21 protein-coding genes and 1 pseudogene are annotated in these 25,709 nt (G+C 69.7%); 9 read left to right on the top strand and 13 right to left on the bottom strand.

Features of this window, described 5'->3' with window-relative positions:
- Positions 1 to 363, top strand: a pseudogene (locus HOV77_RS17980) (hypothetical protein); the annotation flags it as partial.
- 352 nt (positions 364 to 715) lie between these two features.
- Here HOV77_RS17980 and HOV77_RS17975 read toward each other — a convergent pair.
- The 9 genes from HOV77_RS17975 to HOV77_RS17935 all read right to left on the bottom strand — a co-directional run bounded on the left by HOV77_RS17975 (position 716) and on the right by HOV77_RS17935 (position 12,337).
- On the bottom strand, positions 716 to 1,591 hold the full coding sequence (locus HOV77_RS17975; protein WP_290863562.1) for a DNA-3-methyladenine glycosylase 2 family protein: 876 nt from the start codon (positions 1,589 to 1,591) through the stop codon (positions 716 to 718).
- A 25-nt stretch (positions 1,592 to 1,616) separates the two neighbouring features.
- Positions 1,617 to 2,561 carry a hypothetical protein gene (locus HOV77_RS17970; protein ID WP_290863561.1) on the bottom strand — a complete coding sequence of 315 codons (945 nt, stop codon included), beginning with the start codon at positions 2,559 to 2,561 and terminating at the stop codon, positions 1,617 to 1,619.
- A 10-nt stretch (positions 2,562 to 2,571) separates the two neighbouring features.
- The gene (locus HOV77_RS17965) at positions 2,572 to 5,070 is read right to left on the bottom strand and encodes an SMC family ATPase (RefSeq protein WP_290863560.1); all 2,499 of its coding nucleotides are present in this window, start codon (positions 5,068 to 5,070) and stop codon (positions 2,572 to 2,574) included.
- A complete protein-coding gene (locus HOV77_RS17960; protein WP_290863559.1) occupies positions 5,071 to 6,210 on the bottom strand; it encodes an exonuclease SbcCD subunit D in 1,140 nt (379 codons plus the stop codon). It abuts the gene before it with no gap.
- A 21-nt stretch (positions 6,211 to 6,231) separates the two neighbouring features.
- Positions 6,232 to 8,001 (bottom strand): ATP-binding protein, encoded by a 1,770-nt coding sequence (locus HOV77_RS17955; RefSeq protein WP_290863558.1) that lies wholly within the window; start codon positions 7,999 to 8,001, stop codon positions 6,232 to 6,234.
- Between the two features lie 95 nt (positions 8,002 to 8,096).
- Positions 8,097 to 9,095 carry a hypothetical protein gene (locus HOV77_RS17950; RefSeq protein ID WP_290863557.1) on the bottom strand — a complete coding sequence of 333 codons (999 nt, stop codon included), beginning with the start codon at positions 9,093 to 9,095 and terminating at the stop codon, positions 8,097 to 8,099.
- The gene (locus HOV77_RS17945) at positions 9,088 to 9,762 is read right to left on the bottom strand and encodes a dihydrofolate reductase family protein (protein ID WP_290863556.1); all 675 of its coding nucleotides are present in this window, start codon (positions 9,760 to 9,762) and stop codon (positions 9,088 to 9,090) included. Before HOV77_RS17945 ends, HOV77_RS17950 begins: the two co-directional genes overlap by 8 nt.
- 7 nt (positions 9,763 to 9,769) lie before the next feature.
- Positions 9,770 to 10,792, bottom strand: coding sequence for an NAD-binding protein (locus tag HOV77_RS17940; protein ID WP_290863555.1), 1,023 nt, complete (start codon positions 10,790 to 10,792; stop codon positions 9,770 to 9,772).
- Positions 10,793 to 10,831: 39 nt separating this feature from the next.
- Positions 10,832 to 12,337, bottom strand: coding sequence for a SigE family RNA polymerase sigma factor (locus HOV77_RS17935; RefSeq protein WP_290863554.1), 1,506 nt, complete (start codon positions 12,335 to 12,337; stop codon positions 10,832 to 10,834).
- 318 nt (positions 12,338 to 12,655) lie between these two features.
- Here HOV77_RS17935 and HOV77_RS17930 point away from each other — a divergent pair, with 318 nt between their 5' ends.
- The 7 genes from HOV77_RS17930 to HOV77_RS17900 all read left to right on the top strand — a co-directional run bounded on the left by HOV77_RS17930 (position 12,656) and on the right by HOV77_RS17900 (position 20,569).
- A complete protein-coding gene (locus tag HOV77_RS17930; RefSeq protein WP_290863553.1) occupies positions 12,656 to 13,960 on the top strand; it encodes an extracellular solute-binding protein in 1,305 nt (434 codons plus the stop codon).
- 72 nt (positions 13,961 to 14,032) lie between these two features.
- Positions 14,033 to 15,049 (top strand): sugar ABC transporter permease, encoded by a 1,017-nt coding sequence (locus tag HOV77_RS17925; protein ID WP_290863552.1) that lies wholly within the window; start codon positions 14,033 to 14,035, stop codon positions 15,047 to 15,049.
- Positions 15,046 to 15,939, top strand: coding sequence for a carbohydrate ABC transporter permease (locus HOV77_RS17920; RefSeq protein WP_290863551.1), 894 nt, complete (start codon positions 15,046 to 15,048; stop codon positions 15,937 to 15,939). Before HOV77_RS17925 ends, HOV77_RS17920 begins: the two co-directional genes overlap by 4 nt.
- Entirely contained in the window at positions 15,936 to 17,333 is a 1,398-nt protein-coding gene (locus tag HOV77_RS17915) for a GH1 family beta-glucosidase (RefSeq protein WP_290863550.1), read from the top strand. Before HOV77_RS17920 ends, HOV77_RS17915 begins: the two co-directional genes overlap by 4 nt.
- Before the next feature lie 11 nt (positions 17,334 to 17,344).
- Positions 17,345 to 18,373 (top strand): LacI family DNA-binding transcriptional regulator, encoded by a 1,029-nt coding sequence (locus HOV77_RS17910; RefSeq protein ID WP_290863549.1) that lies wholly within the window; start codon positions 17,345 to 17,347, stop codon positions 18,371 to 18,373.
- A 219-nt stretch (positions 18,374 to 18,592) separates the two neighbouring features.
- Positions 18,593 to 19,405: an amino acid-binding protein gene (locus HOV77_RS17905; RefSeq protein ID WP_290863548.1), complete on the top strand. Its 813-nt coding sequence runs from the start codon at positions 18,593 to 18,595 to the stop codon at positions 19,403 to 19,405.
- Between the two features lie 126 nt (positions 19,406 to 19,531).
- Complete coding sequence (locus tag HOV77_RS17900; RefSeq protein WP_290863547.1) at positions 19,532 to 20,569, top strand: GNAT family N-acetyltransferase; 1,038 nt, start codon at positions 19,532 to 19,534, stop codon at positions 20,567 to 20,569.
- 192 nt (positions 20,570 to 20,761) lie between these two features.
- On the opposite strand, the gene HOV77_RS17895 is transcribed toward HOV77_RS17900, so the two are convergent.
- On the bottom strand, positions 20,762 to 22,747 hold the full coding sequence (locus tag HOV77_RS17895) for an SPFH domain-containing protein (protein WP_290863546.1): 1,986 nt from the start codon (positions 22,745 to 22,747) through the stop codon (positions 20,762 to 20,764).
- 121 nt (positions 22,748 to 22,868) lie between these two features.
- Here HOV77_RS17895 and HOV77_RS17890 point away from each other — a divergent pair, with 121 nt between their 5' ends.
- Positions 22,869 to 24,122, top strand: a complete 1,254-nt coding sequence (locus HOV77_RS17890) for a glycosyltransferase (RefSeq protein ID WP_290863545.1) — start codon at positions 22,869 to 22,871, stop codon at positions 24,120 to 24,122.
- Here the strand turns inward: HOV77_RS17890 and HOV77_RS17885 are convergent.
- Genes HOV77_RS17885 through HOV77_RS17875 form a run of 3 tightly spaced genes read right to left on the bottom strand, consistent with a single transcriptional unit; the run spans position 24,119 to position 25,587 of the window.
- A complete protein-coding gene (locus HOV77_RS17885; protein WP_290863544.1) occupies positions 24,119 to 24,424 on the bottom strand; it encodes a hypothetical protein in 306 nt (101 codons plus the stop codon). The genes HOV77_RS17890 and HOV77_RS17885 overlap by 4 nt on opposite strands.
- On the bottom strand, positions 24,421 to 24,627 hold the full coding sequence (locus HOV77_RS17880; RefSeq protein ID WP_290863543.1) for a hypothetical protein: 207 nt from the start codon (positions 24,625 to 24,627) through the stop codon (positions 24,421 to 24,423). The genes HOV77_RS17885 and HOV77_RS17880 overlap by 4 nt, the downstream gene beginning before the upstream one ends.
- 54 nt (positions 24,628 to 24,681) lie before the next feature.
- Positions 24,682 to 25,587 carry a hypothetical protein gene (locus tag HOV77_RS17875; RefSeq protein ID WP_290863542.1) on the bottom strand — a complete coding sequence of 302 codons (906 nt, stop codon included), beginning with the start codon at positions 25,585 to 25,587 and terminating at the stop codon, positions 24,682 to 24,684.
- Positions 25,588 to 25,709 lie beyond the last annotated feature (122 nt).

Genomic DNA, 25,709 nt, shown 5'->3' with positions numbered 1-25,709 from the left:
ATGGTCGGCATCGGGCTCGCGCTGACCGGCATGTCCGGCTCGCTCCGCGAAGCGGCGCTCACGATCCCCCTGTGGGTGGCTGGGGAAGTCGCCTTCCTCACCGCCGCTCCGGGGGTGGTCGCGACGATCGCCCCCGAACATCTCCGCGGTGTCTACTTCGGAGTCTGGGGTGGTACGCAAGGCTTGGCCGCCGTCGCTGCGCCGCTCGTCGCTTCGCTCCTCGCCGGCTCGCTGTTCCTCTGGCTCGGTGGGGCGGTTTTCGGGGTTCTCGCCGGTGCCGCCTGCCTTTGGCTTCGTCGGTGGTTGCTACGGCGGCGCTCGGACCTCGCTGTTGTTCCACTGCGCTCCGCGGTCAGGTCGTGATCTTCGCGCGTTATCCGGGCAGGGCTTTCGCGTGCGGCTTCGCCGGGTTCTTCGCGTTATCCGGGCAGGGCTTTCGCGTGCGGCTTCGCCGGGTTCTTCGCGTTATCCGGGATAACGTCGCTGTTTTCGCGGGAATAGCCGCGTTATCCCGGATCCTGCGATCCCAGCCCGGGCCCGGGCTGGCCGACGCGCCTTGATCGTCGGCTTCCGACAATCTTGGCGGATAAGCGCACCGTGATCGTCGGCTTCCGACAGAACGTGGCCGAAAACTGCGTTGATCGTCGGAAGCCGACGATCTTGCGGGCCCGCACCGGCAGCGAGGGGCCGCGCGGCCGTAACCTCCGGTGTCAGGTCAGTAGCTGCGGAAGGAACGGATCGGCGCGCGGGGGCCGTACCTCGGCGCGCCGACCCCGGCGCGGGTGAGGAGTTGGCATACTCGCCCACGATGGCCGCGGAACGGTTCCAGGAGTTCCAGCATCCGCTCGTCGGTCGCCCGGGGCTCGCCCGCCAACGCCCACGCCACCTGATTCTTGATGTGATAGTCGCCGACGCTGACGGCGTCCGGGTCGCCATGGGCGTTCCGCATTACTTCGGCCACCGTCCACGGGCCGATTCCTACCAGGGCCAGCATTCGGCGGGCGGTCGCTTCCGGTTCGCGATCCGGCCAGGGCGTACGCGCGGCTCGCAGTAATGTGTCCGCCCGCCGTTGTTCCAGCCCGAGCGGGTGGAGGTCGTAGTACCGCAGCGAACCGACCTGCTCCGCGGACGGCGGCAGCAGCAGTCCCGGATGCGGGCCCGGTGCCGGCTCCCGGAAGCGCCGCACGATCGCGGAGTACGCCTGGTAGGCCTCCTTGCCCGTGACCTTCTGCTCGCATACCGCCCGGAGGAGGTGGGGGAAGACCTGCCCGGTGGCGGGCAGCCGCAGCCCACGATGCCGGTGTGCCAACTCGGCGACGAGCGGATGCGCCTTGGCCAACTCCGCGAACCCGCCGAGCTCGTCCCGGAGGCCGAAGACGGCGTCGGCCCGGTCGAGCAGCCACTCCGCGCCCGGCCCGTACGCCTCGGCCCGGCCGTCCCGGTGCAGCCCCAGCGATCCGGGCCCGTCCGGCGTACGCGCGGCGTGCCAGAACACGCCGTCGATGAACCGCCGGCACGGGTCATGCGTACCCAGCGAGAGCTGACCGAGGGTGCCGGCGAAGTCGTACCCCGTCGGCAGGTTCAGCTTCACACTCCGATTGTGCCTGGTAGCGCCGTCACTGCCGAACCGAGGCAGCGGCCAGCGCCCGCTGGAGGAGCTTGGTGTCGCCCAGCATCCGCCGCAGCCGTTGTTCGAGCCCCCCGATCGGGACGAGTTGCTGAGGCGCCCGGGGATCCTTGACGGCGCTGGAGGCGTACCGGGGGAGGGTGACGGTGGACAACTCGGCCAATTCGATCGCCTGCGCCCGGGTCAGTTCGGCCGAGCATTCGAGGCGGACGACCCCCGACCACGGAATCGGGATACCACCCGGCTGCCGCAGATACCAGGTGTACCGGCTCCAGCGGCCGCCGATGCGGAACACCGGCGTCCGCTGCCCGGGCGACAACGCCCCGACGACGGGCAGCAGATGATCCGGCAGGTACTGCTTCTGCTGAGTCTTGGCGTACCCGATGACACGGGGTGGCGCGCCCGGACCGCGAAGGGGCCCGTCCACCACGATCAGCTCGTCGCCCCCGGCGAGGGTGGCCAGAACGTCGGTGGTGGTGCGCTGCTCCAGCTGCATCAGCGCCGTCTGCATCGCCGCCATCAGGTCGGCGTCCTGCGCGCCCTCGATGCGGACCGCCTTGTAGCGCACGGTACTGCCTGCGTCTACATCGGACTGATCGGCGGCCGAGGTGAAGATCGACCGTTCGACGGTGGCGGCGGCGACAGAGGCGTTCCCGGCGGCACAGCGGACCACGCCGGCGGCGTAGGAGCAGGCCAACCCGGGTGACGGCGGAGTGCCGCCGATCCCGGCCGTCCAGATCCGGGCATCGATTCGGCGTACGCCGTCGACCATCAACACGGTGGCGGGCGGAGCGAGCCCGGCCGGGGCGTCGAGCGGTCGCCACTGCTCGGCGGGCAGTTCGACCTCGACGTCGAGCCCGTCGGACGGACCAGGGGCGGACGCGTCGAGGCTGGCGCCGTAGGACGGGTCCCATGCATCGACGTGAAAGCTCATAGCCAGATTTCTACCCTATCCTGTCCACTCGGGCGGTGCGGGCGTCTTTGCGTACCTCGAAGCGGACCGGTATGCGTTCGGCTAGCGCGGCCACATGCGTCACCACACCCACCATCCGGTCGCCGCGAGCGGCGAGATTCTCCAGCGTCGCCGCGACGACGTCCAGTGTGGACGCGTCGAGCGTACCGAACCCCTCGTCCAGCAGGATCGACTCCAGACTGGCCGTGTGCGCCATCCCGGCCAGCTGATCGGCCAGACTGAGCGCCAAGGCCAGCGACGCCTGGAAGGTCTCGCCGCCAGACAGCGTACGCACCGGGCGGGTGAGCCCGGCGTCGTGATGATCCACCACGAAGAATTCACGATTGCGGTGCATGAGGTCGTACTGCCCGGCCGACAACTCCCGGAGGATCTCCGAGGCTCCGGCGACCAGGCCGTCGAGCGCCTCTTCGAGCAGCCAAGCCTCGAAATTGTTGGCCTTCAGGTGCTGCGCCAGCGTCGCCGCGACGGCACGATCGGCCTCGATCTGCTTGCGTTGCGCGCGCAGCTCGTCGGCTCGCTTCCGGGCGTCGAGGATCTTGTCCCGGGCGGCGGCCGCTCGCTCGACGGCGACGGTGACCGCCCGGTCGAGCCCGGCGATCTCCCGGGGCATCCCGACCTCGGCCTCGTCGAACCAGTTGCGGATGCGTTCGACCACCGCCTCTTCGCTCGCGGTGGCCTGCCGGGCGGCTTGATCGGCCTCGGTCCGCAGCGTCGTGAGCTGCCGACCGGCCTGCTCCGCCCACCCGGCGAGGCCGGACCAGGCGACCTGGAGATTCTCGCGGTCGACCGGTGGCGGGGCCGCGATCGGCCCGCCCGGCACGATCGAGGCGACCGAATCCCGGGTGGTGTCGAAGACCCGCCAGGCCGCCCGCAGCCGGTCGTCGACGCGCTGAACTTCGCCGAGCGCAGCGCGCTGCTGTTCCATCGCCCGGCGGCGGGCCACCCCGGCCTTGCCGAGCGCCTCCTTCGCCTGGGCGTGCGCGGCGAGCTGGGCCTGCAGCTCCGCCTCCTCCGGGGCGTCGGCGAGCACCTCGGCCAGCCGGGCGATCTCCTGATCGAGCTGCTCCACCCGGGCGCGGATCGAGGCCAGCCGGCGATCGGTCTCCCGGGCCGCGTCGTCGGCGGACTGCCGGTCGCGCTCGGCCTTCTCCGCCTCGACGCGTACGCGTTTCAGCTGCTCCTGAGCGGCGACGGTCGCCCCGACGTCACGTTGGGCGGGCAACTGCGCGACGGACTGCTCACACACCGGGCAGGCGTGCCCCACCTGAAGCAACGGTCGCAACACCGCTACTCGATCGGTGTTGCGAGCCTCCTCCAACGCGTGCTGCGCATGCGTGACCTCGTCAGCCTTGGCCTTCGCCGATTTCGTCGCCTGATCCACCGCCTTCACCGAGGCGGCGTGCGCCTTCTCGGCCTGGCTCAGTGCGGCGGCTCCGTCACCCTGCCGAGCCCGAAGTCCGGCGAGCTGGGCGAGGCCGTCCAGCAGTCGCTTCACGTCCACCGGATCGACGGTCGCCTCGAGCCGGGCGCGGGCCTTCTCCTCGTGCTCCTCGGCCGCCGTCAACTCGTCGGCGGCTCCGGCCAGCCGGGTCTTCGCCTGCTGGGCAGCCGTGGCGAGGGCTCCGGCGTCGGCCGGGGCGGCGACGCGGCCCAACGCGGCGAGCCGGCCGTCGACGGCGGCCAGTGCCTCGACGGCCGCCCGGCGCTGGGAATCGAGCGCGGCCAACGCCGGTGCCTCGGCCACCACCCGGGCGGCGAGCGACTCGACGGCATCCACCCGTTCCTGCGCCGCCGCGAGCAGGCCGTCGTCGGACTCGGCCGCGAGATCGGCGAGCAGCCGTTCGGTCGCGCCGAGCTGGTGGGTGGCGGCCTTCTCCCGTTCGGCGGCCTTCTCCCGGATCTGCTCGTAGACCTCCAGCCCGAGCAGCTTCACCAGGATCTCCTGGCGTTCGGCCGGTTTGGCGTGCAGGAACGCCGCGAACTCGCCCTGCGGCAGCAGTACGCACTTGATGAACTGGTCGTAGGGCAGCCCGACGACGTCCACCACGGCCGCGTCCAACTCGACCGGTGTGCCGGCGAGGGTCTGGCCCAGTTCCTCGATGGGGTCCTCGCCGTCCAGCACCGCCACGTTGAACGTCGGCGGCAGCAGTTGCAGCCCGGCCTGCTTGGTGGCGACCCGGCCCTTGCCGTCTCGGCGTACCACCCGGGTCACGGCGTAGCGGCGGCCACCGGACTCGAAGATCATCCGGACGGCGGCCTCGATGCCCGACGGTGCGAGGGCGTTGACCACGGTCTTCCCGCTCCACCGCGGCACCTGGCCGTAGAGGGAGAAGCAGATCGCGTCGAGGACGGTGGACTTCCCCGAACCCGTCGGGCCGACGAGCGCGAAGAAGTCGGCGTCGGTCAGGTCGATGACGGTGTGCTCGCGGAAGATCGCGAAACCGCGCAGGTCCAGCCGGAGCGGGCGCACTCAGCTCACCTCCTGGTAGAGCTCCTCGAAGAGCTTCTGAGTGGCGGGGTCGTCGTGACCGCGGTCGGTGAGGTAGTCGGCGAACAACACGACCGGCGACCGCTCGGCCCGGGCCGGCCGATCGGGGCGCTTCGCCTCCAGCATCGCCGGATCGATCCGGATCTCCAGCGCCCGGGGCAGCATCTCCTGCACCTGTTCACGCAGACCGGCCCGGGGCTTCTCGGCCACCACGACGCGCACCCAGTCGTCTCCGGCGTCCATTTCGGACAGCTGCTCCAACGTGCCCCGCAGCGTACGCAGTCTCCGCCCGGAGGGCAGGGGAACCTCCCGGACGAGGGCGGTCGTGTCGGCGGTGGCCTCGACGATCGTCACCGACGGCGGGTTCTCCTCCTCGCCGAAGTCGACCGGCAACGGGCTGCCGCTGTAGCGGACCGGGCAGTGCCCGGGCAGCGTCTGTGCCCGGTGCAGATGGCCCAACGCCACGTAGTGGGTGTTCGGCGGGAACACCGTCGAGGGGACGGCGTACCCGAGGATCGTGTGCGCTTCCCGTTCGCCGCCGCCCATCGCGGCCCCGACGACGGTCAGGTGGGCGGTGACGAGGTTGACCGCGCCCGGATCGGTGAACCCCTCCGCCGCGATCGCCTCCAGCAGCCGCGACAGGTGATCGGCGTACGTGCTGTGCGCCTCGGCCTGGGTCAGCTCGAACATGTCGAGCGCGCGGACGGCGTACCGCTGGGAGAGGAAGGGCAGCGCGATGCAGCGCCACGGCTCACCGCCCGGGGTGACACCGGTGATCAGGTGATCGGCCGGCTTGTCGGAGACCCGCCCCCGCAGGTGCAGGTTCTCCGATTCGGCGAAGACTCGCAGCGCGTCCAGTGCCGGGCCGTTGTCGTGGTTCCCGGCGATCACGACGATTTCGGCGAGCCGCCGGAGCGCGGCCAGCGCCCGGTAGACGATCTTCTGCGCCTCGGGCGTCGGCGCGGCGGTGTCGAACAGGTCGCCCGCGACGATGATCAGGTCGGGCCGCTCCTCCCGCGCGACGTCGATCACCGACGCGAGCGCGCCCAGCTGCTCCTCGGCCCGCGGCTGTCCTTTGAGGACTTTGCCGACGTGCCAGTCGGAGGTGTGCAGGATCTTCACGGGCGTTGCCTTTCGAGGCTGCTAGAACGGGATCTCGTCGTCGGGGATGGCGCCGTCGCGAGTGGACCCGACCACGGCGAACGGGTCGGTCGCGCTGACCATGCTGGCCAGCGTCGCGCGCGGGGCGGCGCCCGCCTCGGACGGCCGGGTGGCCCAGGCCGGGAACGGGAACTCCACGGCCAGCGGCACCGGGATCTCCGGCTGGGCGACGAACATCGTGCCCGGCTTGGCGAGCAGCGCCCGCTGGCGCTGGGTCGGCGGGAGGAAGCCGTACTCCGGGCGGGAGGCCTCGGCGGGATCGAGGCGGCCCACCACCCGGATCGCGGAGTTGGAGACGATCCGGCGCTCGACCTCGGACGCCGTCTGCTGCGCGCCGATCAGGATCACGCCCAGCGACCGGCCGCGCTCGGCGATGTCGAGCAGGACCTCCTTGATCGGGCTCGTGCCGTCCCGGGGTGCGTACTTGTTCAGCTCGTCCAGCACCACGAACAGCAGCGGCTTGGCAGTGCCGGCCTTCTCCTTGCGCTCGAACTCGGTCTTCAGAGTGACGCCGACGACGAACCGCTGCGCCCGGTCGGGCAGGTTGTGCAGGTCGACCACGGTCACCTGACCGGCGTCGGCGGTGCTGATCTGGTGCGCGCGGCCGCCGGGCAGATCGCCGCGGATCAGCCGGGCCAGGTCGCGCTTGCTGGAGATCAGCCGGCGGGCGAAGGCGTTGACCGTGCCGAGCCCGACCGAGCTGCCCGCCCAGGTGGACCGGGTCTCGTCGTCGTTGAGCTGCTCGACGACGTAATCCACGAAATCCTCGTAGCTGCCCAAACGGGTGCCGTCGATGCTGAGCCCGCCCCCGGCGGGCTGCGCCTCGCGGGCGAGGTGGGCGGCGACCGCGTGGACCACCATCGTGTACTGCTGGCGCTCGTCGTCGGCGTCGGCGAAGACATAAGGCAGCAGGCGCTGCTCGGCGAACTCGCTGAGGGTCCAGTAGAACGGGTCGACGCCGGTCAACCGGCTGGCCACGTCCGGGCTGCCGGACGGGTCGCCGGCCCGAGCCGGGGCGAACACCGTGACCTGCTTGAACGCGCCCGCCTCCAGACCCAGCTTGTGGTACGCCTCCCGGGTCGGCTCGTCGAGCCGGTTGTTCTCGTGGTCGAGGAACAGCAGGTCCTCGCCTTTGACGTTGAAGATGAGCGCCTTGGTGTTCGCCGACTCCGCCTTCGAACCCAAGACCCCGGAGGTGAAGATCGAGTACAGCAGGAAGGTGGCGAAGCTCGTCTTCGTCGCGACCCCGGAGATGCCGGAGATGCTGCAGTGCGCGCCCCGGCTGCCGTCGAGGAAGTCGGCGTTGAGGAACAGCGGCGCGCCGTCGCGGCCGATGCCGATCGGCAGCCGCCGTTGCATCCGGTCGAAGCTCAGTGCCGCGTCGCGCGTCTCCCCGTGCGCCCGGTACGCCACCGCACCGGGCGCGGGCGGCACGTAGATCTCGGGTTCGACCCGGGTGACGGTGATCTCGGCCGCCTCCTGCACCATCGCGGGCAGCATGCCGTCGGCGATGGCGAAGACGTCGGACTCGAACGCGGCGCCCTCGTGCCGGGCGCGGACGGCGGTGACGACGCCGGAGATCGTGACCGTGCCCCGATCGGGCAGGTCGCGCTGGGTCACCACGACGTCGTCGAGCTGCAGGTAGGCGTCGGAGCCGACGGCCACCCAGAAAGTCAGCGGGCTTGCGTCCTGCGTACCCAGGACGCGGCCGACGGGGCTGCCGGGGGTGCCGGCGTGTGCGGGGAAGCTCACGCCCTCAGACCCTAACGGCAACCTGCGACAAGAGCCGGGTGCACGGCCGGGCCGAGTCGTGTGCGCGACAGGAGGCCGACCCCGTGCGGGGGAGTTCAGCTCGATGTGATGCGTACGCCCCAGGGCCCGGTCACATGCGTGGGTGTGATTGTCATGTGGACTGTTTCCCCTGGTCGAGCCGTCATTCGGGATTGCCAGGCGAACCCGTCCGGGGTGCCGACCGTCCACCCGAGACCGCAGCTGTCGCCCTCATAAGTCCAGATCTCGCAGTCGTACACCGGAATTCCGTCGACAGTGATGCTCAGTACGCCCGGCGTGGTCGAGCTCAGCGACAAGTCGTACGAACCCCGCCAGGTGAGGTCGAGCGAGATCGGCCGGAGCGGATCGGCGGAATCACTCGACATCACCTCTGAACCCGCCTCGCCGTTGCTCGGAACGTTCAGTGACGGCAGCGCCGTGGGCCGGGGCGGCAACGGATACTGCTCGAACGGCACCGGTACGCCGACCGCCAGCCCGATCGTGCCGATCCGGGGCTGTTCCGCGTCGACGTTGATCTGCTTCGCCGCGTCGAAGACCGTGGCTTTGCCGAGCCGCATCGTCAGCCGGACGGTGTCACCGAGACTGATGCCGTGCGCCGTCCAGGCTTCGGCTCCCAGCCGGCTCCCGCTGGGCTGGTCGTCCGGGCCGCAGCCGCTGCCCGACCACAGGACGCCGTCGACTAGGAAGTCCGTCTTCAGCAGCGTGCCGTCGGCCGCGAGGAATTCGCAGCGATCGAAGACGGTGACGCCGAAATCGGTGACAGTCCAGCTCAGCGTCACCTCGCCGGCGGTCACCGGCGCGCTCGCGGCGGCTACGACGTGCGCGCCCTGGGCGTACTCGGGGAAGCCTTCGATCCGTTTCATCGGCGCGGGCGACGGTTGCGGCGTCGGCTCTTTCCGGACAGGTCCGCCGAGGACGGCGTACCAGCCGATCCCGAGCAGGACCAGCACGGACCCGGCGGCGATCCACCGTTTGCGGCGCGCGAGCCAGGCGCGGACGACGGGTGGCCGTGGCGCGGGCGGCTCGTCGTGCGCGATCTCCCCCAGGTCAATCATGCGCGCGACTGTACCGGAGCAGAAGCGCCTGGTCAGCGGGGATGGCGTGGATCAGGCGCATCGCTCGCGGTGAATGCGATGCCCCCACCGACATGCGCGTAGCGCCCGGACCTGCGAGCACCGGCGACAGCGTCAGGCAGAGCTCGTCGACGAGGTCCGCGCTGGTCAGCGCGCCGAGCAAGGTCGGGCCGCCCTCGCACAGCAGATGCGTGCTGCCGTCGGCCCGCAGCCGGGCGATCGCCTCGGCCAGATCCGCGACCAACAGGTCCGCGACCTCGCGCACGGGGTGGGCGCCCGGATCGACGGGCGTCACGATCAGGGGTCGCACCGGGGCCTCGCGGAGCGCGCGATGTCCGGGGTCCAGCGCGAGGGAGCGGGTGAAGACCACCAGGCGGGGATACGCCGAGAGCCCGCACGCCAGACGCCAGGACCGTCGTTCGGCGTCCAGGGTGAGCGGCCGGTACTCCTCGTCGCGGAACGTGCCGGCCCCCACGAGCAGCGCGTCGCACGTCATCCGCAGCAGCCGGAACACCTGCTTGTCGGCGGCGCTGGACAAGCCGGCCGACAACCCGTCGACCGCAGCGGCCCCGTCCAGACTGGTCACGAAATTGACCCGGAGGCCCTCCGTGCGCGGATAGCGGCGCAGCAGCTCCTCGTCGATCGTCACGTTCGCATTATCCGGGCGAGGTGACGAGGACCAGGCGGTCGGCGGTCTGCAACGTGGTGACCTGGCCGTAGGGCAGCGCGTGCCCGCCACGGAGGACGGCGATCACGGGTTCCGCACAGTCGCGCAGCGTACGGCCGATCTCTTCCGGTTTGACCGGGCGTTCCACCAGGTCCAGTCCCGCGCCGTGGATCAGCAGGTCGTTGAAGACCTCGCTGATCGCGGGGGAGCGTGCGGCCACCCCGAGCAGCCGCCCCGCCGCCTCCGACGTGGTGATCACGGCGTCCACCCCGGACTGCAACAGCAGTGGTTCGTTCTCGGCCTGGCGGACCGAGGCGACGACGGTGCAGCCCTGGTTGATCTGGCGTACGGTCAACGCGACCAGCACGGCGGTGTCGTCCCGGTCGGTCGCGACGATCACCCGCTGCGCCGTCTCCACTCCGGCTTTGCGCAGGATGCCGCTGCGGGTCGCATCCCCGACGACGACCGCGAAGCCGTCCCGGGTGACCTCGTCAGCCAGGCTCGGCGAGCGCTCGATGACGACGAAGGACGTCTTCGGCGTACCGTCGGCGAGGAGCGTCTGGATCGCCGTGTGCCCCTTGGTGCCGTACCCGACGACGATGGTGTGCTGGATCAAGGTCGACCTCCAGCGGCTGCGCCGCAACTGTTCCCGCGTACGCCGGGTGAGCACCTCGAACGTGGTGCCGACCAGGATCGCGAGGAAGGCCACGCGCAGCGGCGTGATCAGGAAGATGTTCACCAGGCGGGCGGCGTCGCTGACCGGGACGATGTCGCCGTAGCCGGTCGTCGACAGGGTCACCGTGGCGTAGTAGAACGCGCCCAGCCAGGTGAGCTCCGGGCGGTTGGCGTCTTTGTAACCGTGCCGGTCGAGCATCACGATGACGACGACGGCGGCCAGGATGACGAGGGCGTAGGCGATGCGCCGCCAGATCTGGCGCAGGGGGTCGCCCGGATGGCGTCCGGGCAGCCGGATGCCGCCCCGGTCGGCCGCGCCGAACGACCCCTCCTCCATGGCTCCACTTTAGGGGGAGGTTGAGGTGATTTGTCGGGGTTATCCTTGCGGCGCGATCCAGACCGCCCAGTCGGCCGCGGCATGCTCCGGGACCACGGCTATCTCGACTTCGTCGCCGGGTTTCAGATCCGGCAGTTTGCGGCGGAGCGACTCGTCGGCCGGATCTATGTCGAAGCCGCAACCGAAGCTGTCGTAGCTCCAGTTCCCGCAGGTCGTGACCTCGACTCCGGCGACCGTGAGGTGCAGCAGCCCCGGCGCTCGCTGACTCAGGTTCACCTTGAACGTCTGGCCCCATCGCAGGCCGGTCGTCCGGACGGTCTGATTCGGGTCGCCCGCCGGCGGCCGCAGTTCGACGACGTTCTCTGCCGCCTCCAGCCCGTTCGAATCGAGCTTGGCCAGCGTGGTCGGCTTGGCCGGGAACGGGTACTCCGACCAGTCCATCCGCTCCCCGACGGCGAAGTCGACCGAGACGGCGGCCGGCCGGGGGCGCTTGGTGATGCCGAAGCTGACCGACATGACGACCCAGGCCCCGGCGGTGATCCCGGCGTTCATCACCTTCTCGGTCGGCCACGAGGCCACCGTGCCCAGCCCCGTACGCGGACTGTCCGGAGTGGCGTCGCAGATCATCTGGCCCAGCTCACCGCCGCCCGTCGCGAAGGTGATGTGGATGTCGGTCTGCTCCGACGCCTGGCAGCGCACGTAGACGGAGACGTCGCTAGTGGACGCCTTCCACGACACCTGCGCCGGCGTCGTCTCGTCCGTCGCGGTACCGGTCGCGACGAGGCGGTTGCCCAGGGCGTACTCGGGGAATCCGTTGATCAGGCTCGAACTCGCCGACGCCATCGGCTGAGGCACCACGTGGTGGATCGGGTTGACGGCGTACCCGAGGAGGAGCGCCAGGACCACCGCGCAGACCGAGGCGACCGAGGCCAGTCGCCGCTGTCTGGCCTGTTGGATGCGCTCGGAGACGGCGGCGAGGCGGGCGGCTCCGGCGGGCGGCTCGGTGTCGGGCTCGAGACCGGTGAGCCCGGGGTCGACCCGCAGCTTGGCGATCGCCTTGGCCGCGTGGCTCTTCACGGTGCCGGGCGAGATCCCGAGCACGTCGGCGATCTGGGCTTCGGAAAGGTCTTCGTAGTAGCGCAGGACGAGGACGGCGCGCTGCTGCCGGGGAAGCCGACCGAGCGCCCGGGCGAGCTGATCGCGGTCGTCGTACCCGCGATGCTCGTCGGGAGCAGCCTGCTCCGGCAGCTCGCCGGTGGGACGTTCGTGGTGCCAGCGCCGCCGCCACCAGCTCGTATAGGTGTTCACCAGGATCCGCCGGACGTAGGGCTCGGGATCGCCTTCGATACGCCGCCAAGCCGTCCAGGCTTTCGCCAGCGAGGACTGCAGGAGATCCTCGGCCAGCGCCCAGTCCCGGGTGAGCAGGTACGCGACGCGCAGCAGGCGGGCCGACCGCGCGGTCACGAACTCCGCGAAGTCGCCTGCCCGGGTGGTCGGCTGCGGTTCGTTCGCCCGCGCCTCGGCCGGAGCCGTCGTCAGCTGCACCGCTAGTCCTCTCAGGTTGGCGGACATTAGCAGGTACGCCTCGAGCCTGCTGACCGGTGCACCGCCGGGCATGGTCCGTTCGGCCCGATTGCCGTGGCCCGGTCGGTGGAGGCATGCGTCGCAGTTGAGCGTGGAAACGCTGCTCGGCCGGGATCGACCCGGATAACAACTTGGGAACGCTCCCATCCCTCGCTTGACTTCCCTGTAACGTCACGGCAATCTCATGGGAGCGCTCCCGGAGGTGTGGTCCAGACCACATCCCGGGATGTCCTCACCACTCCCCACCTGCACTGAAAAACGACCTGAGAGGGGTCATCGATGGGCGTCACCTCGCGCCGCCGCGCCCTCGCGGCGGTCGCCGTCCTTGCGATCGGCGCACTCGGCCTCGCCGCGTGCGGCGACGACAAGGACGGTACGAGCTCGGGCAACGAGCAGATCACCCTGAATGTCGATGTCTTCGGCAACTTCGGCTATGAAGAGCTCTACAAGCAGTACCAGGCCGCGCACCCGAACATCAAGATCGTGGAGCGTGGCACGGGCGGCCAGCTCGGTGACTACACCCAGCAGGTGACGCAGCGCCTCGCGGCCGGCAGCGGTCTCGGTGACGTCATCGCCATCGAAGAGGGCATGATCATCGACATGAAGTCGAAGGGCTCCGCCTTCGTCGACCTCAACGAGTACGGCGCCAAGGACCTGTCCGGCAACTTCCTCCCGTGGAAGTACGAGGCGGCCAAGACCGACGACGGCAAGCTCATCGGTCTCGGCACCGACGTCGGTGGCATGGCCATGTGCTACCGCACCGACCTGTTCCAGCAGGCCGGCCTGCCGACCAACCGCGACGAGGTCTCCAAGCTCTGGCCGACCTGGGACGACTACATCAACGTCGGCAAGCAGTTCAAGACCAAGGTGCCGAAGGCCGGCTTCATCGACGCGGTCACGAACACCTACAACAGCATCCTGATGCAGGAGGCCGGCAACACCACCGGTTACACGTACTTCGACACGTCGAACAAGTACGTGACCGACACCAACCCGGCCGTTCGCAAGGCCTGGGACATCTCGAACAAGATCCTCGAGGCGGGCCTGTCGGCCAAGCTCCAGGCCTGGACCGACCAGTGGAACGCGGGCTTCAAGAACGCGCAGTTCGCGACCATCGCCTGCCCCGCCTGGATGACCGGCTACATCACCTCGCAGAACGGTGACGCGGGCAAGGGCAAGTGGGACATCGCCACGGTCCCCGGCAGCGGCGGCAACTGGGGCGGCTCCTGGCTGTCCGTGCCGAAGCAGAGCAAGCACCAGAAGGAAGCCGCTGAGCTGGCCAAGTTCCTGACCAACCCGGCCGGCCAGATCGCCGCCTTCAAGTCGAAGGGCAACCTGCCCTCCTCGCCGCAGGCGCTGGACGACCCGGCCGTCAAGGCCGCGGTGAACGACTACTTCAGCAACGCGCCGACCGGCACCATCTACGGCGCCAGCGCGAAGGCTCTCAAGCCGGTCTACCTGGGCGCGAAGAACGTCCCGGTGCGTACCGCGGTGGAGAACGCGCTCCGCTCGGTCGAGCAGGGCCAGAAGAAGTCCGACGAGGCCTGGACGACGGCGGTCGCCGACGGCAAGAAGGCCGCGTAAGCGCCCGACAGCTAGCGCCGGTGCGCGGTCTCGGCCGCGCACCGGCGCCGAGCTTCTTCCCCAGGAGTCACCATGAGTCTGCCGACCACGACGCCGGCGCATTCGGCCGAACTGCCGCCGCCGCCCGGCCGCGCCCCCCGCTCACCGTCGTCCTTTCTGGTACGCGCTTCGAAGTGGAGCCGTCTGGACACCAAGGCGTCGCCCTACATCTACATCGCGCCGTTCTTCGTCATCTTCGGGATCTTCGGGCTCTTCCCGCTGATCTACACCGGATACGTGGCGTTGAACGACTGGGAGGTGGGCGCTGACACGCACACCTTCGTAGGCCTCGACAACTTCGTCAAGATCCTCAGCGACAACTACTTCTGGAACGCCGTCTTCAACACCATCGGCATCTTCGTGGTGTCGACGATCCCGCAGCTGCTGCTGGCGCTGATGCTGGCCAACGCGCTGAACAAGCGGATGCGCGGGCGGATGTGGCTGCGGATGGGCGTACTGGTCCCGAACATCACCTCGGTCGCCGCGGTCGCCATCCTCTTCAGCCAGCTGTTCGCCCGCGACTTCGGCTTGATCAACTGGCTGCTGCACTTCGTCGGGGTCAGCCCGATCGACTGGCAGGCGCACAAGTGGACCGCCTGGCTCGCCATCTCGACCATGGTGGACTGGCGCTGGATGGGCTACAACGCGCTGATCTACCTGGCCGCGATGCAGTCGATCCCCAAGGACATCTACGAGTCCGCCGCCCTGGACGGCGCGTCGTCGCGTCGCCAGTTCTGGTCCATCACGGTGCCGATGCTGCGGCCGACGATCATCTTCACGGTCATCATCTCGACCATCGGCGGGTTCCAGCTGTACGCGGAACCGCTGTTGTTCACCGGGGGAGCGAGCGCCTTCCTTGGCGGAACCCTGCGTCAGTCGCAGACCGTGACGATGTACCTGATGGAGCAGTTCTACAACAAGTTCGAGTACGGCGACATGGCCGCCGTCGCTTGGCTGCTCTTCTTCCTGATCCTTGTCTTCAGCGGCGTGAACTACCTGATCACCGCGCGGCTGGAGTCCTCCGGCAAGAAGCGTGGAGGCAAGAAATGACCGCCGTCTCCGTCAAGCGTCCGCCGGCCCCGCCGGCGGCGAAACCGCGACGCCGGAGCCGGGACGTCTTCCAGGCGACCCCGCTGACCTTCGTGATGCTGCTGGCGACGGTCGTCCTGTCGATCTTCCCGCTGTACTACATGATCGTCGTGGCGACCCGTGAGCAAGGCGCGACCAGCTCGGTGCCGCCGCCGTTGATCCCGGGCAGCAGCCTGGGCGACAACATCGGCCGGCTGCTGGACAACCAGAACGCGGCGTTCATGACGGGCATGGTGAACTCGGCGATCATCTCGCTGACGCTCACCGTCTCGGTCGTGTTCCTGTCGACGCTCGCCGGCTTCGCCTTCGCCAAGCTGCGGTTCCGCGGCCGCAACGCGCTGATGCTGTCGATCCTGGTCACCATGATGGTGCCCGCCCAGCTGGGCGTGGTTCCGCTCTACATGATGATGGCCAAGCTGCAGTGGGCCAACCACTTGCCGTCGGTGATCATTCCGTTCCTCGTCAACGGTTTCGGCGTGTTCATGATGCGGCAGTACGTCAGCCAGTCGGTGCCCGACGAGCTGATCGAGGCGGCCCGCGTCGACGGCTGCAACACCTTCCGGATCTACTGGAGCGTGGTGCTGCCCGCGCTGCGTCCGGCCATCGCCGTTCTGGCGTTGTTCACCTTCATGGCGCAGTGGAACGAGTTCTTCTGGGCTTCGCTGGCCATGGGCGACCCGTCCAACCCGACCGTGCAGATCTCGCTGCAGCACCTCTCGACGGGGTACTACAACGACTACGCGCAGGTCTTCGCGGGTACGCTGCTGTCAATCCTGCCGCTTCTGGCGGCGTTCATCCTGTTCGGCCGTCAGATCATCGGCGGCATCATGGAAGGTGCTCTGAAGGCGTGACCAGCAATTCCGACTTTCCGGCCGACTTCCTGTGGGGTGCGGCGACCGCGTCGTACCAGATCGAGGGGGCCGTCGCCGAAGGCGGTCGCACCCCCTCCATCTGGGACACGTTCAGCCACACTCCCGGCCGGACGGTCAACGGGGACACCGGCGACGTCGCCTGCGACCACTATCACCGGGTCGGCGAGGACGTCGCCCTCATGGCCAAGCTCGGGCTGAAGGCGTACCGGTTCAGCACGTCGTGGTCGCGGATCCAGCCGACCGGGCGGGGCCCGGTCAACCCGGAGGGCATCGCCTTCTACTCGCGGCTCGTCGACGAGCTGCTCGACCACGGCATCCAGCCCTGGGTCACGCTCTACCACTGGGATCTGCCGCAGGAGCTCGAGGACGCGGGCGGCTGGCCCAACCGCGACACCGCCGAGCGGTTCGCCGAGTACGCCGCGCTCACCCAGGCGGCGCTCGGCGACCGGGTCAAGCACTGGATCACGCTCAACGAGCCCTGGTGCACGGCGTACCTCGGGTACGGCAACGGTCACCACGCCCCCGGGCGTACCGACCCGGTCGACGCGCTGGCCGCCGCCCACCACCTGAACCTGGGGCACGGCCTGGCCGTCCGGGCGCTGCGAACCGACGCTGCGGCTCGGGTCGGCCTCACGCTCAACCTGCACTCCCTGCTGCCGAAGACCGACTCGCCAGCCGACCTCGACGCGGTACGCCGCATCGACGGCGTCGGCAACCGGGTGTTCCTCGACCCGGTGCTGCGGGGCGCGTACCCGGAAGACGTCGCCGCGGACGTGGCGCACCTGACGGACCTCGCGTTCGTGCGGCCGGAGGATCTCGCGGTGACCAGCGCGCCGCTGGACTTCCTCGGCGTGAACTACTACAGCCGTCAGGTCGTGTCGGGGTCCTCGGGCTCGGGCGAGACCGACTCGCACAGCGGCGCCTGGCCGGGCAGCGAGCAGGTCGAGTTCCACAAGCGTGGCCTGCCGGTGACCCAGATGGGCTGGGAGATCGACCCGGAGGGCCTCACCGCGCTGCTGCGTCGAGTGCACCGGGAGTACGGGCCGATCCCGCTGTACATCACCGAGAACGGTGCGGCCTATCCGGACGAGATCGGGCCGGACGGCACGGTGGCCGACCCCGAGCGGATCGACTACATCGGCCGGCACCTCGCCGAGGTCGCCGGCATGATCGGCGAAGGCATCCCGCTCGTGGGGTACTTCGCCTGGTCACTGCTGGACAACTTCGAGTGGGCCTGGGGCTACGAGAAGCGGTTCGGACTGGTGCACGTCGACTACACCACGCAGGTACGCACGCCGAAAGCGAGCGCCTCGTGGTACGCCGACGTGATCCGGGCCAACTCGCTGATCACCGCCGACGGCGCCGGGAAGTAGAGTTCACAGTTATGGCACGTTCCCAGCGCGCCCGGTCTGCCGGGCGTCCGACGCTCGACCAGGTCGCCGCGCACGCCGGCGTCGGCCGTGGGACGGTGTCGCGCGTCGTCAACGGTTCCCCGCAAGTCAGCCCGGAAGCCCGGGCGGTGGTGGAGAAGGCGATCGCCGAGCTGGGGTACGTGCCCAACCGGGCGGCCCGGGCGCTGGTCACTCAGCGTACGGATTCGGTCGCGCTCGTTGTCTCGGAGTCCGGTGAACGGCTGTTCGCCGAACCGTTCTTCGCGGCGATCCTGCGCGGCATCAGCGCCGCCCTTTCTGAGACGCAGCTGCAGCTCTGGCTGGCGATGGCACAGTCGCCGGCCGAGCGGCAGCGCGTCGAACACCACCTCACCGACCAGCACGTGGACGGCGTACTGCTGCTCTCGCTGCACTACGCCGATCCACTGCCGGACCTCCTGGCCGAACGGGGTCTCCCGGCGGTCATCGCGCCGCGCCCGGCCGACGGCGACGGCTACTACGTCGACGTCGACAACGTCGGGGGCGGGCGGATCGCCACCGAACATCTGATCCAGTCGGGCCGTTCCAAGATCGCCACGATCGCCGGTACGGCCGACATTTCGCCTGGTGTCGACCGTCTCGCGGGTTACGAGCAGGCGTTGGCCCAGGCCGGGCTGCCGATGCGCGAAGAACTCATCGCTCGTGGTGACTTCACCGAGGCCAGCGGGTACGACGCGATGCGGGGACTGCTGGCGCGCGTACCGGAGTTGGACGCGGTCTTCGCCGCCTCCGACCTCATGGCGGCCGGTGCGCTCCGGGCGCTCCGTGAAGCCGGCCGGGTCGTGCCACGGGACGTCGCCGTGGTCGGCTTCGAGGACTCGGTCATCGCCCGGCAGACCGAACCACAGCTGACCAGCGTCTTCCAGCCGGTCGAGGAGATGGGCCGGCAGATGGCCCGGATGCTCGTCGACCTCATCCGGGGCGAGGAGCCGCCGCGCACCGTCCTGCTGGACACCCACCTGGTGCACCGCGCCTCCACCTGACCCCTCCCGGTCTTTCTGCGCGCGCCTGACCCCTCCCGGTCTTTCTGCGCGATCATGAACTATCGGGCGTGATCACCCGGCGTGTCGTGTCCCGACGACCCTGATCAACTCCCGAACGGCCTGATCAACACGGCGTCGCGTCAGCCTCCTCGTGTGCCAACCGGCGCGGGACACAGTGTCGCAACTGTCCTGAAACGCGTCGGCGCGACAATATCCGCCATGTTGTTGCGGATCAGGGTCGCGTTGCCGGATCGTCCGGGCTCACTGGGGCAAGTCGCGCGTACGCTCGGCGTCGCGGGTGCCGACATCGTTCAGGTGGTCGTGCTGGAACGCGCCGGCGGCCGGGCCGTCGACGACTTCACCGTCGTGTGGCCGAGCGGGGCGAGCGTACGCCGTCTGCTCGCCGGCCTCGGTGCCATGCCCGGCGTACGCGTGGACGGCGTCTGGCAGGCGATCGGAGCGCCCGTGCACGGGGGCAACGACGCCGAGCTGCTGGCGCAGATCGCCGTGAACCCGCTCGACGGCCTGGGCACCTTGGTCGACGCGGTCCCGACTCTGCTGGCTGCGGAGTGGGCTGCCGTCCTGGTGGTCCCGGCCGACTGGGCGATCCGCAACGGCAGCGGAACCGAGGGCCTGACTGCGCTGAGCGCGACGATCGGCCGTTCGGAGCCGGCCGTGGCGTACGCGAGCTGGCGAGCCCCGCACGCGCCCCGTCTGCCGGAGGTGACACCGCTGCGCGCCCGCGCATTGACCGGTCCGGACGGCACCCGGTACGCCGTCGCCCCGTTCGGCCGGGCCGGACTGGTGCTGGTGGTGGCCCGGGGCGGAGCGGAACTGCCGCCCGAGCCGGAGCCCGCGTTCGGGATCACGGAGGTCGCCACGGAGGCCCTGCCGACCCCGTGCGCCGCCGCGTTCCATGCGACCGAGATCGACCGGATCGCGCAACTCGTCCGGGCGGCGGCCCTGGTCTTGAATGATCAACTCGATCTGGTGACTGCCCCGCCGGTGGCCGAGACCCGCGCCGAACGGTGAGATCAACCACAGCGGCTTGGCGATTTCCCCTGGTAACCGAGGTGTAACAGCGGACCATGAGGGTTGAGGAGAGGGGAGCGACGCGGCTCCGGACGAAGACGTGACAAACCCTGCGAGGGGGCGGCGATGACCTTGTGGCGGGTGCGAGCGACGATCGACGACCGGCCGGGCTATCTCGCGGTTCTGGCCGCCAGCCTGGCTCTGCGATCGGTGAACATTCTGGCGGTGCAGGTGCACACGACTGAAGCAGGTGCCGTCGACGACTTCCTGATCGACGCGCCGGACCAGCTGACGGAGGCTGATCTGCGAGCCGCGGTGGAAAAGGGCCGGGGACGGGACGCCTGGATCAGCCCGGCCGACGCTCATGGGCTGGTCGACCCGCCGACGCAGGCGCTTGGCCAGGCGGCCCGGCTGATCGCGGCTCCGGAAAATCTCGGCGAGACGCTCGGTACGCTGCTCGACTGCGAGGTGACATGGCGGCCGTTCCGGGAACCGCAGCGCTATTCGGCGCACGAGATGACCGTCGGTGACCCGTTCGGAGGGACGCTGGTGCTGACGCGGTCGGCCACGGTGTTCACCCCGGCGGAGTTCGCCCGGGCGCAGGCGCTCGCCGAGGTCGCCGCTCAAGTCACGCGTACGCAGATCGCCCAGGCCACGGTCCTGTTGCCGGACGGTGCGGAGCTGACGCTGCGACCGGCCGGTCGAGCCGACTTGGACGACGTCCTCGCCTTGCATGAGCAGTGCTCTCCGGAGAGCCTCTACCGCCGCTATCTCACCGGTACGCGTGGACCGTCAGCAGCGCAGTTGCTCCGACTGCTGGAGCCGCGACGCGGTTGTGCCATGGTCGCCGTCGACTCCGACGGGCGGGTCGTGGCGTTGGCGAACCTGGTGGGCGAAGGCGAGATCGCCGAGGCGGCCCTCCTCGTGGCGGATGCGTGGCAGCGTCGGGGCATCGGCACCGCGCTGCTGCGGCGGTTGATTTCGCTGGCCCGGCCGGCCGAGTTCGCGGCCGTCCTCGTGCATACCCAGGCGGCCAACGCGCCGATGCTGCGGACGGTCCGACGGATCGCCGAGGGACTCACCGTCGATCCGGCGTACGACCGGGATGGTGCCTTCATCACGATCACCCTGGCGCTGAACGAGAACCGCGTCCCCACTCGCTAGCGAACCGCGCGAGCCGCGCGACCCGCTAGCTACCCGCGCGACCGCTAGCGACGCGCTGGATCACGGATATGCAGGCATCCCGCGCCCGGGAAGCCTGCATATCCGTGATCTGGTGCCCAAGCGTGCCCCAGCGTGCCCCAGCGCGCCCAAAGCGGTGCCCAAGCGTGCCCAAAGCGCACGCCAAAGCGAGGGTCAGTCGGCGGACGGCGCCTGGGTGGGGAGCGAGACGCGACCGTCACCGAGAGCCCGAGTGAGGACCGCAGCGAGACCGTCCAAGCTGGACCCACCGGTGACCAGCACCTCGGGCACGATGTTGATCTTCCCTTCGGCGATGGCGGCGGCCACTGCGACGAGCGCGGTCGGAGTCTCCCCGATCGCCTCGCGCTGGGCGGAGAAGCCGGTCGCCCGGGCGACCCCCATCGCCTCGACCGCCTTGGCGTCGGCCAGGCCGATCGCCTGGATCCGGTCGGCCTCGGCCTGGCCCGTGACCCGGGTGTACGCCGCGTCGCCACCGGCCTGAGCCTCGCGCGCCTTCGCCTTGCTGCCGTTGATGTCGACGGATACCTGCGCGGCGGCGAGTTCGGCCTGCATGTCGGCGGTGCCCCGGGCCTTCTCCATCTCGATGCGGGCGGTCTGGGCGAGCTGCTGTTCCTTGTAGGTCGCCCGTTCCTGGTTGGCGATCTCGCGGCGGGTCAGCACCTCGACGAGCTCCGGTGGGAAGGTGACGTCCTGGATGTAGACGCCCTTCGTCTCGATCTCGTAGCCGGCCAGGTACCGGGTGACCACCACGTGGGCGCTCTGCTGCACCTGCTGGCGGGTCTCGATGAACTTAACGGCTTCCAGCTGTTGCAGCGTATTGCGGAAGTGGTTGCCGACAGCCGACTGGAGCACCTCGTTCACGAGGTTCTTCATCGTGCCGACCATCGAGATCACCTTCGGCGCACGCTGGTCCGGGACGTGGATCTGGACCTGCAAGTCGATGGTGAACACGAAGCCCTCACGGCTCTTGCCGACGATCGGCTCCAGCCGGGCGTCCAGGTCGTGCGCCTGGGAACTGGCGTTGGCCCAGTTGAGCGTCAGGATGAAGGTCGGCACCAGCTCGGCCGCGTAGATGCGCGGGTTGATGGCGTACTTGCCGGTCCGCAGGGGTTCCTGCCAGATGCCGCGATGCCCCGGACGCACGATGCTGCCGAACTTGAACTCCTCGCCGGAGGTGTCCAGTGTGGGCAGTCCGACGAACGACTTCACGACGGCCACCTCACCCTGGTTCACCACCAGCATCGGGACCATCTCCACGCGTACGAGGAAGGGGTTGATCAGGTAGGCGCCGTAGAGCAGCGGATCGTGCTGCAGGCCGATCCGGCCGCCCTTGTCGAGGAACGCTTGGAAGTCCTGGTAGTTGTTGTGCAGGTCGTTCTTCGACCCGAGCAGCACGTCGATGATCTCGGCGTCCGTCGTGTCAGCGGTGGCTTCCAGAGTGGTCACGTCGTCGAATCCGCCGAGTCGGCTCGACAGGTCGCCGGACGGCAGCGGCTCGCCCTCGAGCGCGGTCACCAGGCCGATCATGTCGACGTTGCCATGCGGCGCGATCACCGTCACCTCGAGATGCTCGGGGCGCAGCTTGAACGCGGCGGGGGTGAGCTTCATGTCGTGGGCCAGCGCGGCGAACTCCGGAGCCACTGGCAGGCCGAACACGCGGCGTGCGGTGATCACGAGGAAGCCGACCGGGTGGATCGGCATCAGCGTTCCCGGCGGCAGGACCGGCCGCTGCACGCCCTTCTCGCCCGCGTTCTGGATGAAGTTGCGCAGATCCGAGAAGTTGCCGAACGCGGTGTTGTACCGGGCGCTCTTGGCGCCGATCGGCAACGGCCGCCCAACCTGGGAGATCACCACGCCGATCTCACCCGCCTGGATCTGCACCCAGGGGTACTTGGTGACCGAGTAGATCGGCCACAGCTTGAGCCGCGCGCCCGGCATCAGCAGGTCGGCCTGGTGGCCGGCCTCGCCGTGGAACGCGATGGGGTTGTCGTCGGGCAGTTTGCGCCCGAACCGCTTCGTCACCAGGCCGACCTGGGTCGGTCCGATCCGGTGGAACGACTTGGCGACGATGAGCAGGAAGATCAGCAGCAGGCCGAGCGCGACGCCGGTGATGACGGCGCCCGAGGCGAGAGCTCCCATGAGTGGCCTCCAGCCACGAGAAGTGTCGATCTGACGCTAACTCCGCCCCGCAAGCGGATGTTTGGCCGCCGCACACTCGCCCGCTACCCGCACAACGCCGAGAACCCGTACCAAAAGCGACATGACGCAGCAGCTCATCGCCCCGGCGCCGGTGGTCGCCCGGGTGCAGCGAGTCGCCCATTTCACCGACACCTACCTGCCTCGCCGCGACGGGGTGGTGACGTCGCTCCGAACCCTGTGCGACGCGCTGACGGCGGACGGCTGCGCGACGATGACGATCGCGCCCCGGCATCGCTCGCAAGATCCGTGCCCGGAGCTGCTCACGCTCGGCTCGGTGCCGTGCGGCGTCGCGGATCTCCGGCTCGGCGGGTGGCCACGCCGCGTACACCTCGAACGCTTCGCGGCGTGGCGGCCCGATCTCATCCACGTCCACACGCCCGGTCCCATGGGCCTCCTCGGCACCATCGCCGCGCGTCGGCTCGGCTTACCGCTGGTCCACAGTTATCACACCGACTTGTACGCCTATGTCGACGCGTACCGGATTCCGGCTCGCGCGCTGGAACTAGGTTTGACTTGGTACGCGAGCCGCATCGGCGTACCGCCGCCCAGCCCCGATCCGGCCCGTTCCCGGCGGCATGCGGCGATCGACGGGCTCAATCGGTTGTTGCTCGGCGACGCCGCGGCAGTGGTCGTGCCGACCCCGGCCGTGCTGGCGCGCGGTGGACTCCCCATCCCCGACGAGCGCATCTTCCTCGTGCCGGCCGGGGTCGCCCCGCGTACGCCGTCTTCCGGAGAGGTCGCGGAGTTCCGCCGCCGATACGGCGTCCATGATGGACCGACCGTCCTCTTCGTCGGCCGGGTCAACCGGGAGAAGGGTGTCGACCTGCTGCTAGCGGCGTTCGCCTCAGTCGTGCGTACGCTGCCGGACGCGCAACTCGTCCTCGTCGGCGCGGTCTACGAACGCAGATGGCTAGCCGCTCTCCTCCAGTCGACCGGGGTCGCCGACCGAGTGGTTCTCACCGGCCAGCTGCCGCCGGAGGAGGTCGCCGCGGCGTACGCCGTCGCCGACGTGTTCGCCTTCCCTTCGCGTACCGACACCCAAGGACTGGTGTTGCAGGAAGCCGCACTGGCCGGGGTGCCGAGCGTGCTCGCCGACGCGCAGCTGCACCGGACCGGGGCGCTGGGCGGCTCGACCAGGCTGGCCGAGCCCACGCCCGAGACGTACGCCCGGGCGCTGTCCGAGCTGCTGAGCGACCCGGCGGCGGCCCGGCGGCTCGGCGCGGCCGCCCGCGAACGGGCATTGCTGCACACTCCGGAGCAGTACGCCATCACCATGCGCGACGTCTACGACCGCGCCGCGGGCGGGCGGAGCTAGGACACCGTCGCCACGAGGGTCCGCACGGCGAAGGCCAGGTCCGCCGGGTCGACGGTGCCGAGACGTTCGCCGAGCGCGGATTCGGGCAACCAGGTCACATGGTTGGGTGACAGGAAGCCGCGCATCGGCCGTTCGATCAGGCCTTGGACGGCGTGGAGCTCCTCGTCGGCCACGGGGAGGACCGGAATGACGATGACGTAGGGCGTCACCGAATGCAGCATGTCGTTCGAGATGACGCAGACGACGGCCGGGTGCTTCACGTCGGCCCGGCGATAGACGCCGCCCCGGGTCGCTGCGCTCACGCGGGAAGGCTGGGCGGCAGGTACGCGGCCTGCTGCTCGGCGCTCAGCGAGCCGAACAGGCGCGCACCCGCGCGCAGCGAGCGAATCATCTCGCGTTCTTCCAGCAACGCGGCGATCTGATCGCCGAGCGAGCGTCCGTTCTCGGCGGCGAGCCGGGCCAACCGGTCGCGGACCTCGGAGTCCACCTTGATGGTTGTAGGCATACCGGGAGTATACGATCCGGACTACCGCACTGGGAAATGCGGTAAACCGGCGAACTAAGCGACGACGAGGTTGAGGTGCTGCTCGGCGAGGCCGACCGAGACGCGCTGGCCCCACGTCAGGGTGAGGTGATCGGTCTCGATGCCGTCGGCGAAGCAGACGAGCTGCTCGCCCTCGCTGACGAGTTCGAGCTGCTGGCCGGGCCCGAGCCGACCGGCGGTGAGGGTGACGCCGGTGGCGGGGGAGGGCCAGGCTTCCCGGACGAACCAGGTCAGTTCGCGGTCTTGCGGCCCGGGCAGGGCCGGCGATCCGGCCCGTTCGCGGGCGATCGAGGCGCACCAGCCGGTCGCGCCGGTGCCGGTGCCGACGACCACTCCCGAGGAGGAGTGGCGTTCCCGGCCTCCGTCTGGTGTGGACAGCGAATAGCGCGCCGACTGGTGAGAGCCGTGGCCGAAGTAGATCTCGTTCAAGCCGGTCAGGCGCTGTCCGTCGTCGAGGATCGCGACGGCCATCGTCCGGGACTCCACAGTGGCCGCTCCCGTGACGACGGCGGGGAGCAGCCAGGGCGTGGCATTCGCCGTCACCCGAACGAGTACGCCGGCATTGCGGCCGGGTTCGGGGTCCACGCCGACGACGGGCTGTCCGGAGAGGTACTTCGCGACGTTTGCGACCAGTCCGTCCTGGCCGACTGCGACGACGACGTCCTCGGGGCTGAACAGGAATCGCGAAAGGTCGGCCCGATCGACCGCGCCGCGTCGCCAATCGGCCGGGATGGCGGCGCTCACCTCGGTCAGCGCCGCGTCGAGCGCGTCGTGGCGCGCCTGCACCTCGTCCAGGCTGCGACCGCGTTGACGCAGGAAGTAGCCCGCTGCGCCACGCGTACCGTGCCGATCTAGGAGCTCGTCCAGCTCGCTGCGCCGGGAGACGACGACTACCCGGGGCGCGAGCGTGCCGTAGTTCATCGGCTTTCCGTGCCGCCCGAGAGCTTGGCGAGCAGCTGAGTCAAGACGTCCGGAGTGATGGTGAGCGACTGGAGGTCGGGCAGCTGCCCGGCGAACTCCTTCAGCGTCAACGATTGCAGTAC

The organism is Hamadaea sp. (assembly GCF_013362815.1).
Taxonomy (GTDB): Bacteria; Actinomycetota; Actinomycetes; order Mycobacteriales; family Micromonosporaceae; genus Hamadaea.
This window is presented reverse-complemented; position numbering and strand designations above follow the sequence as displayed.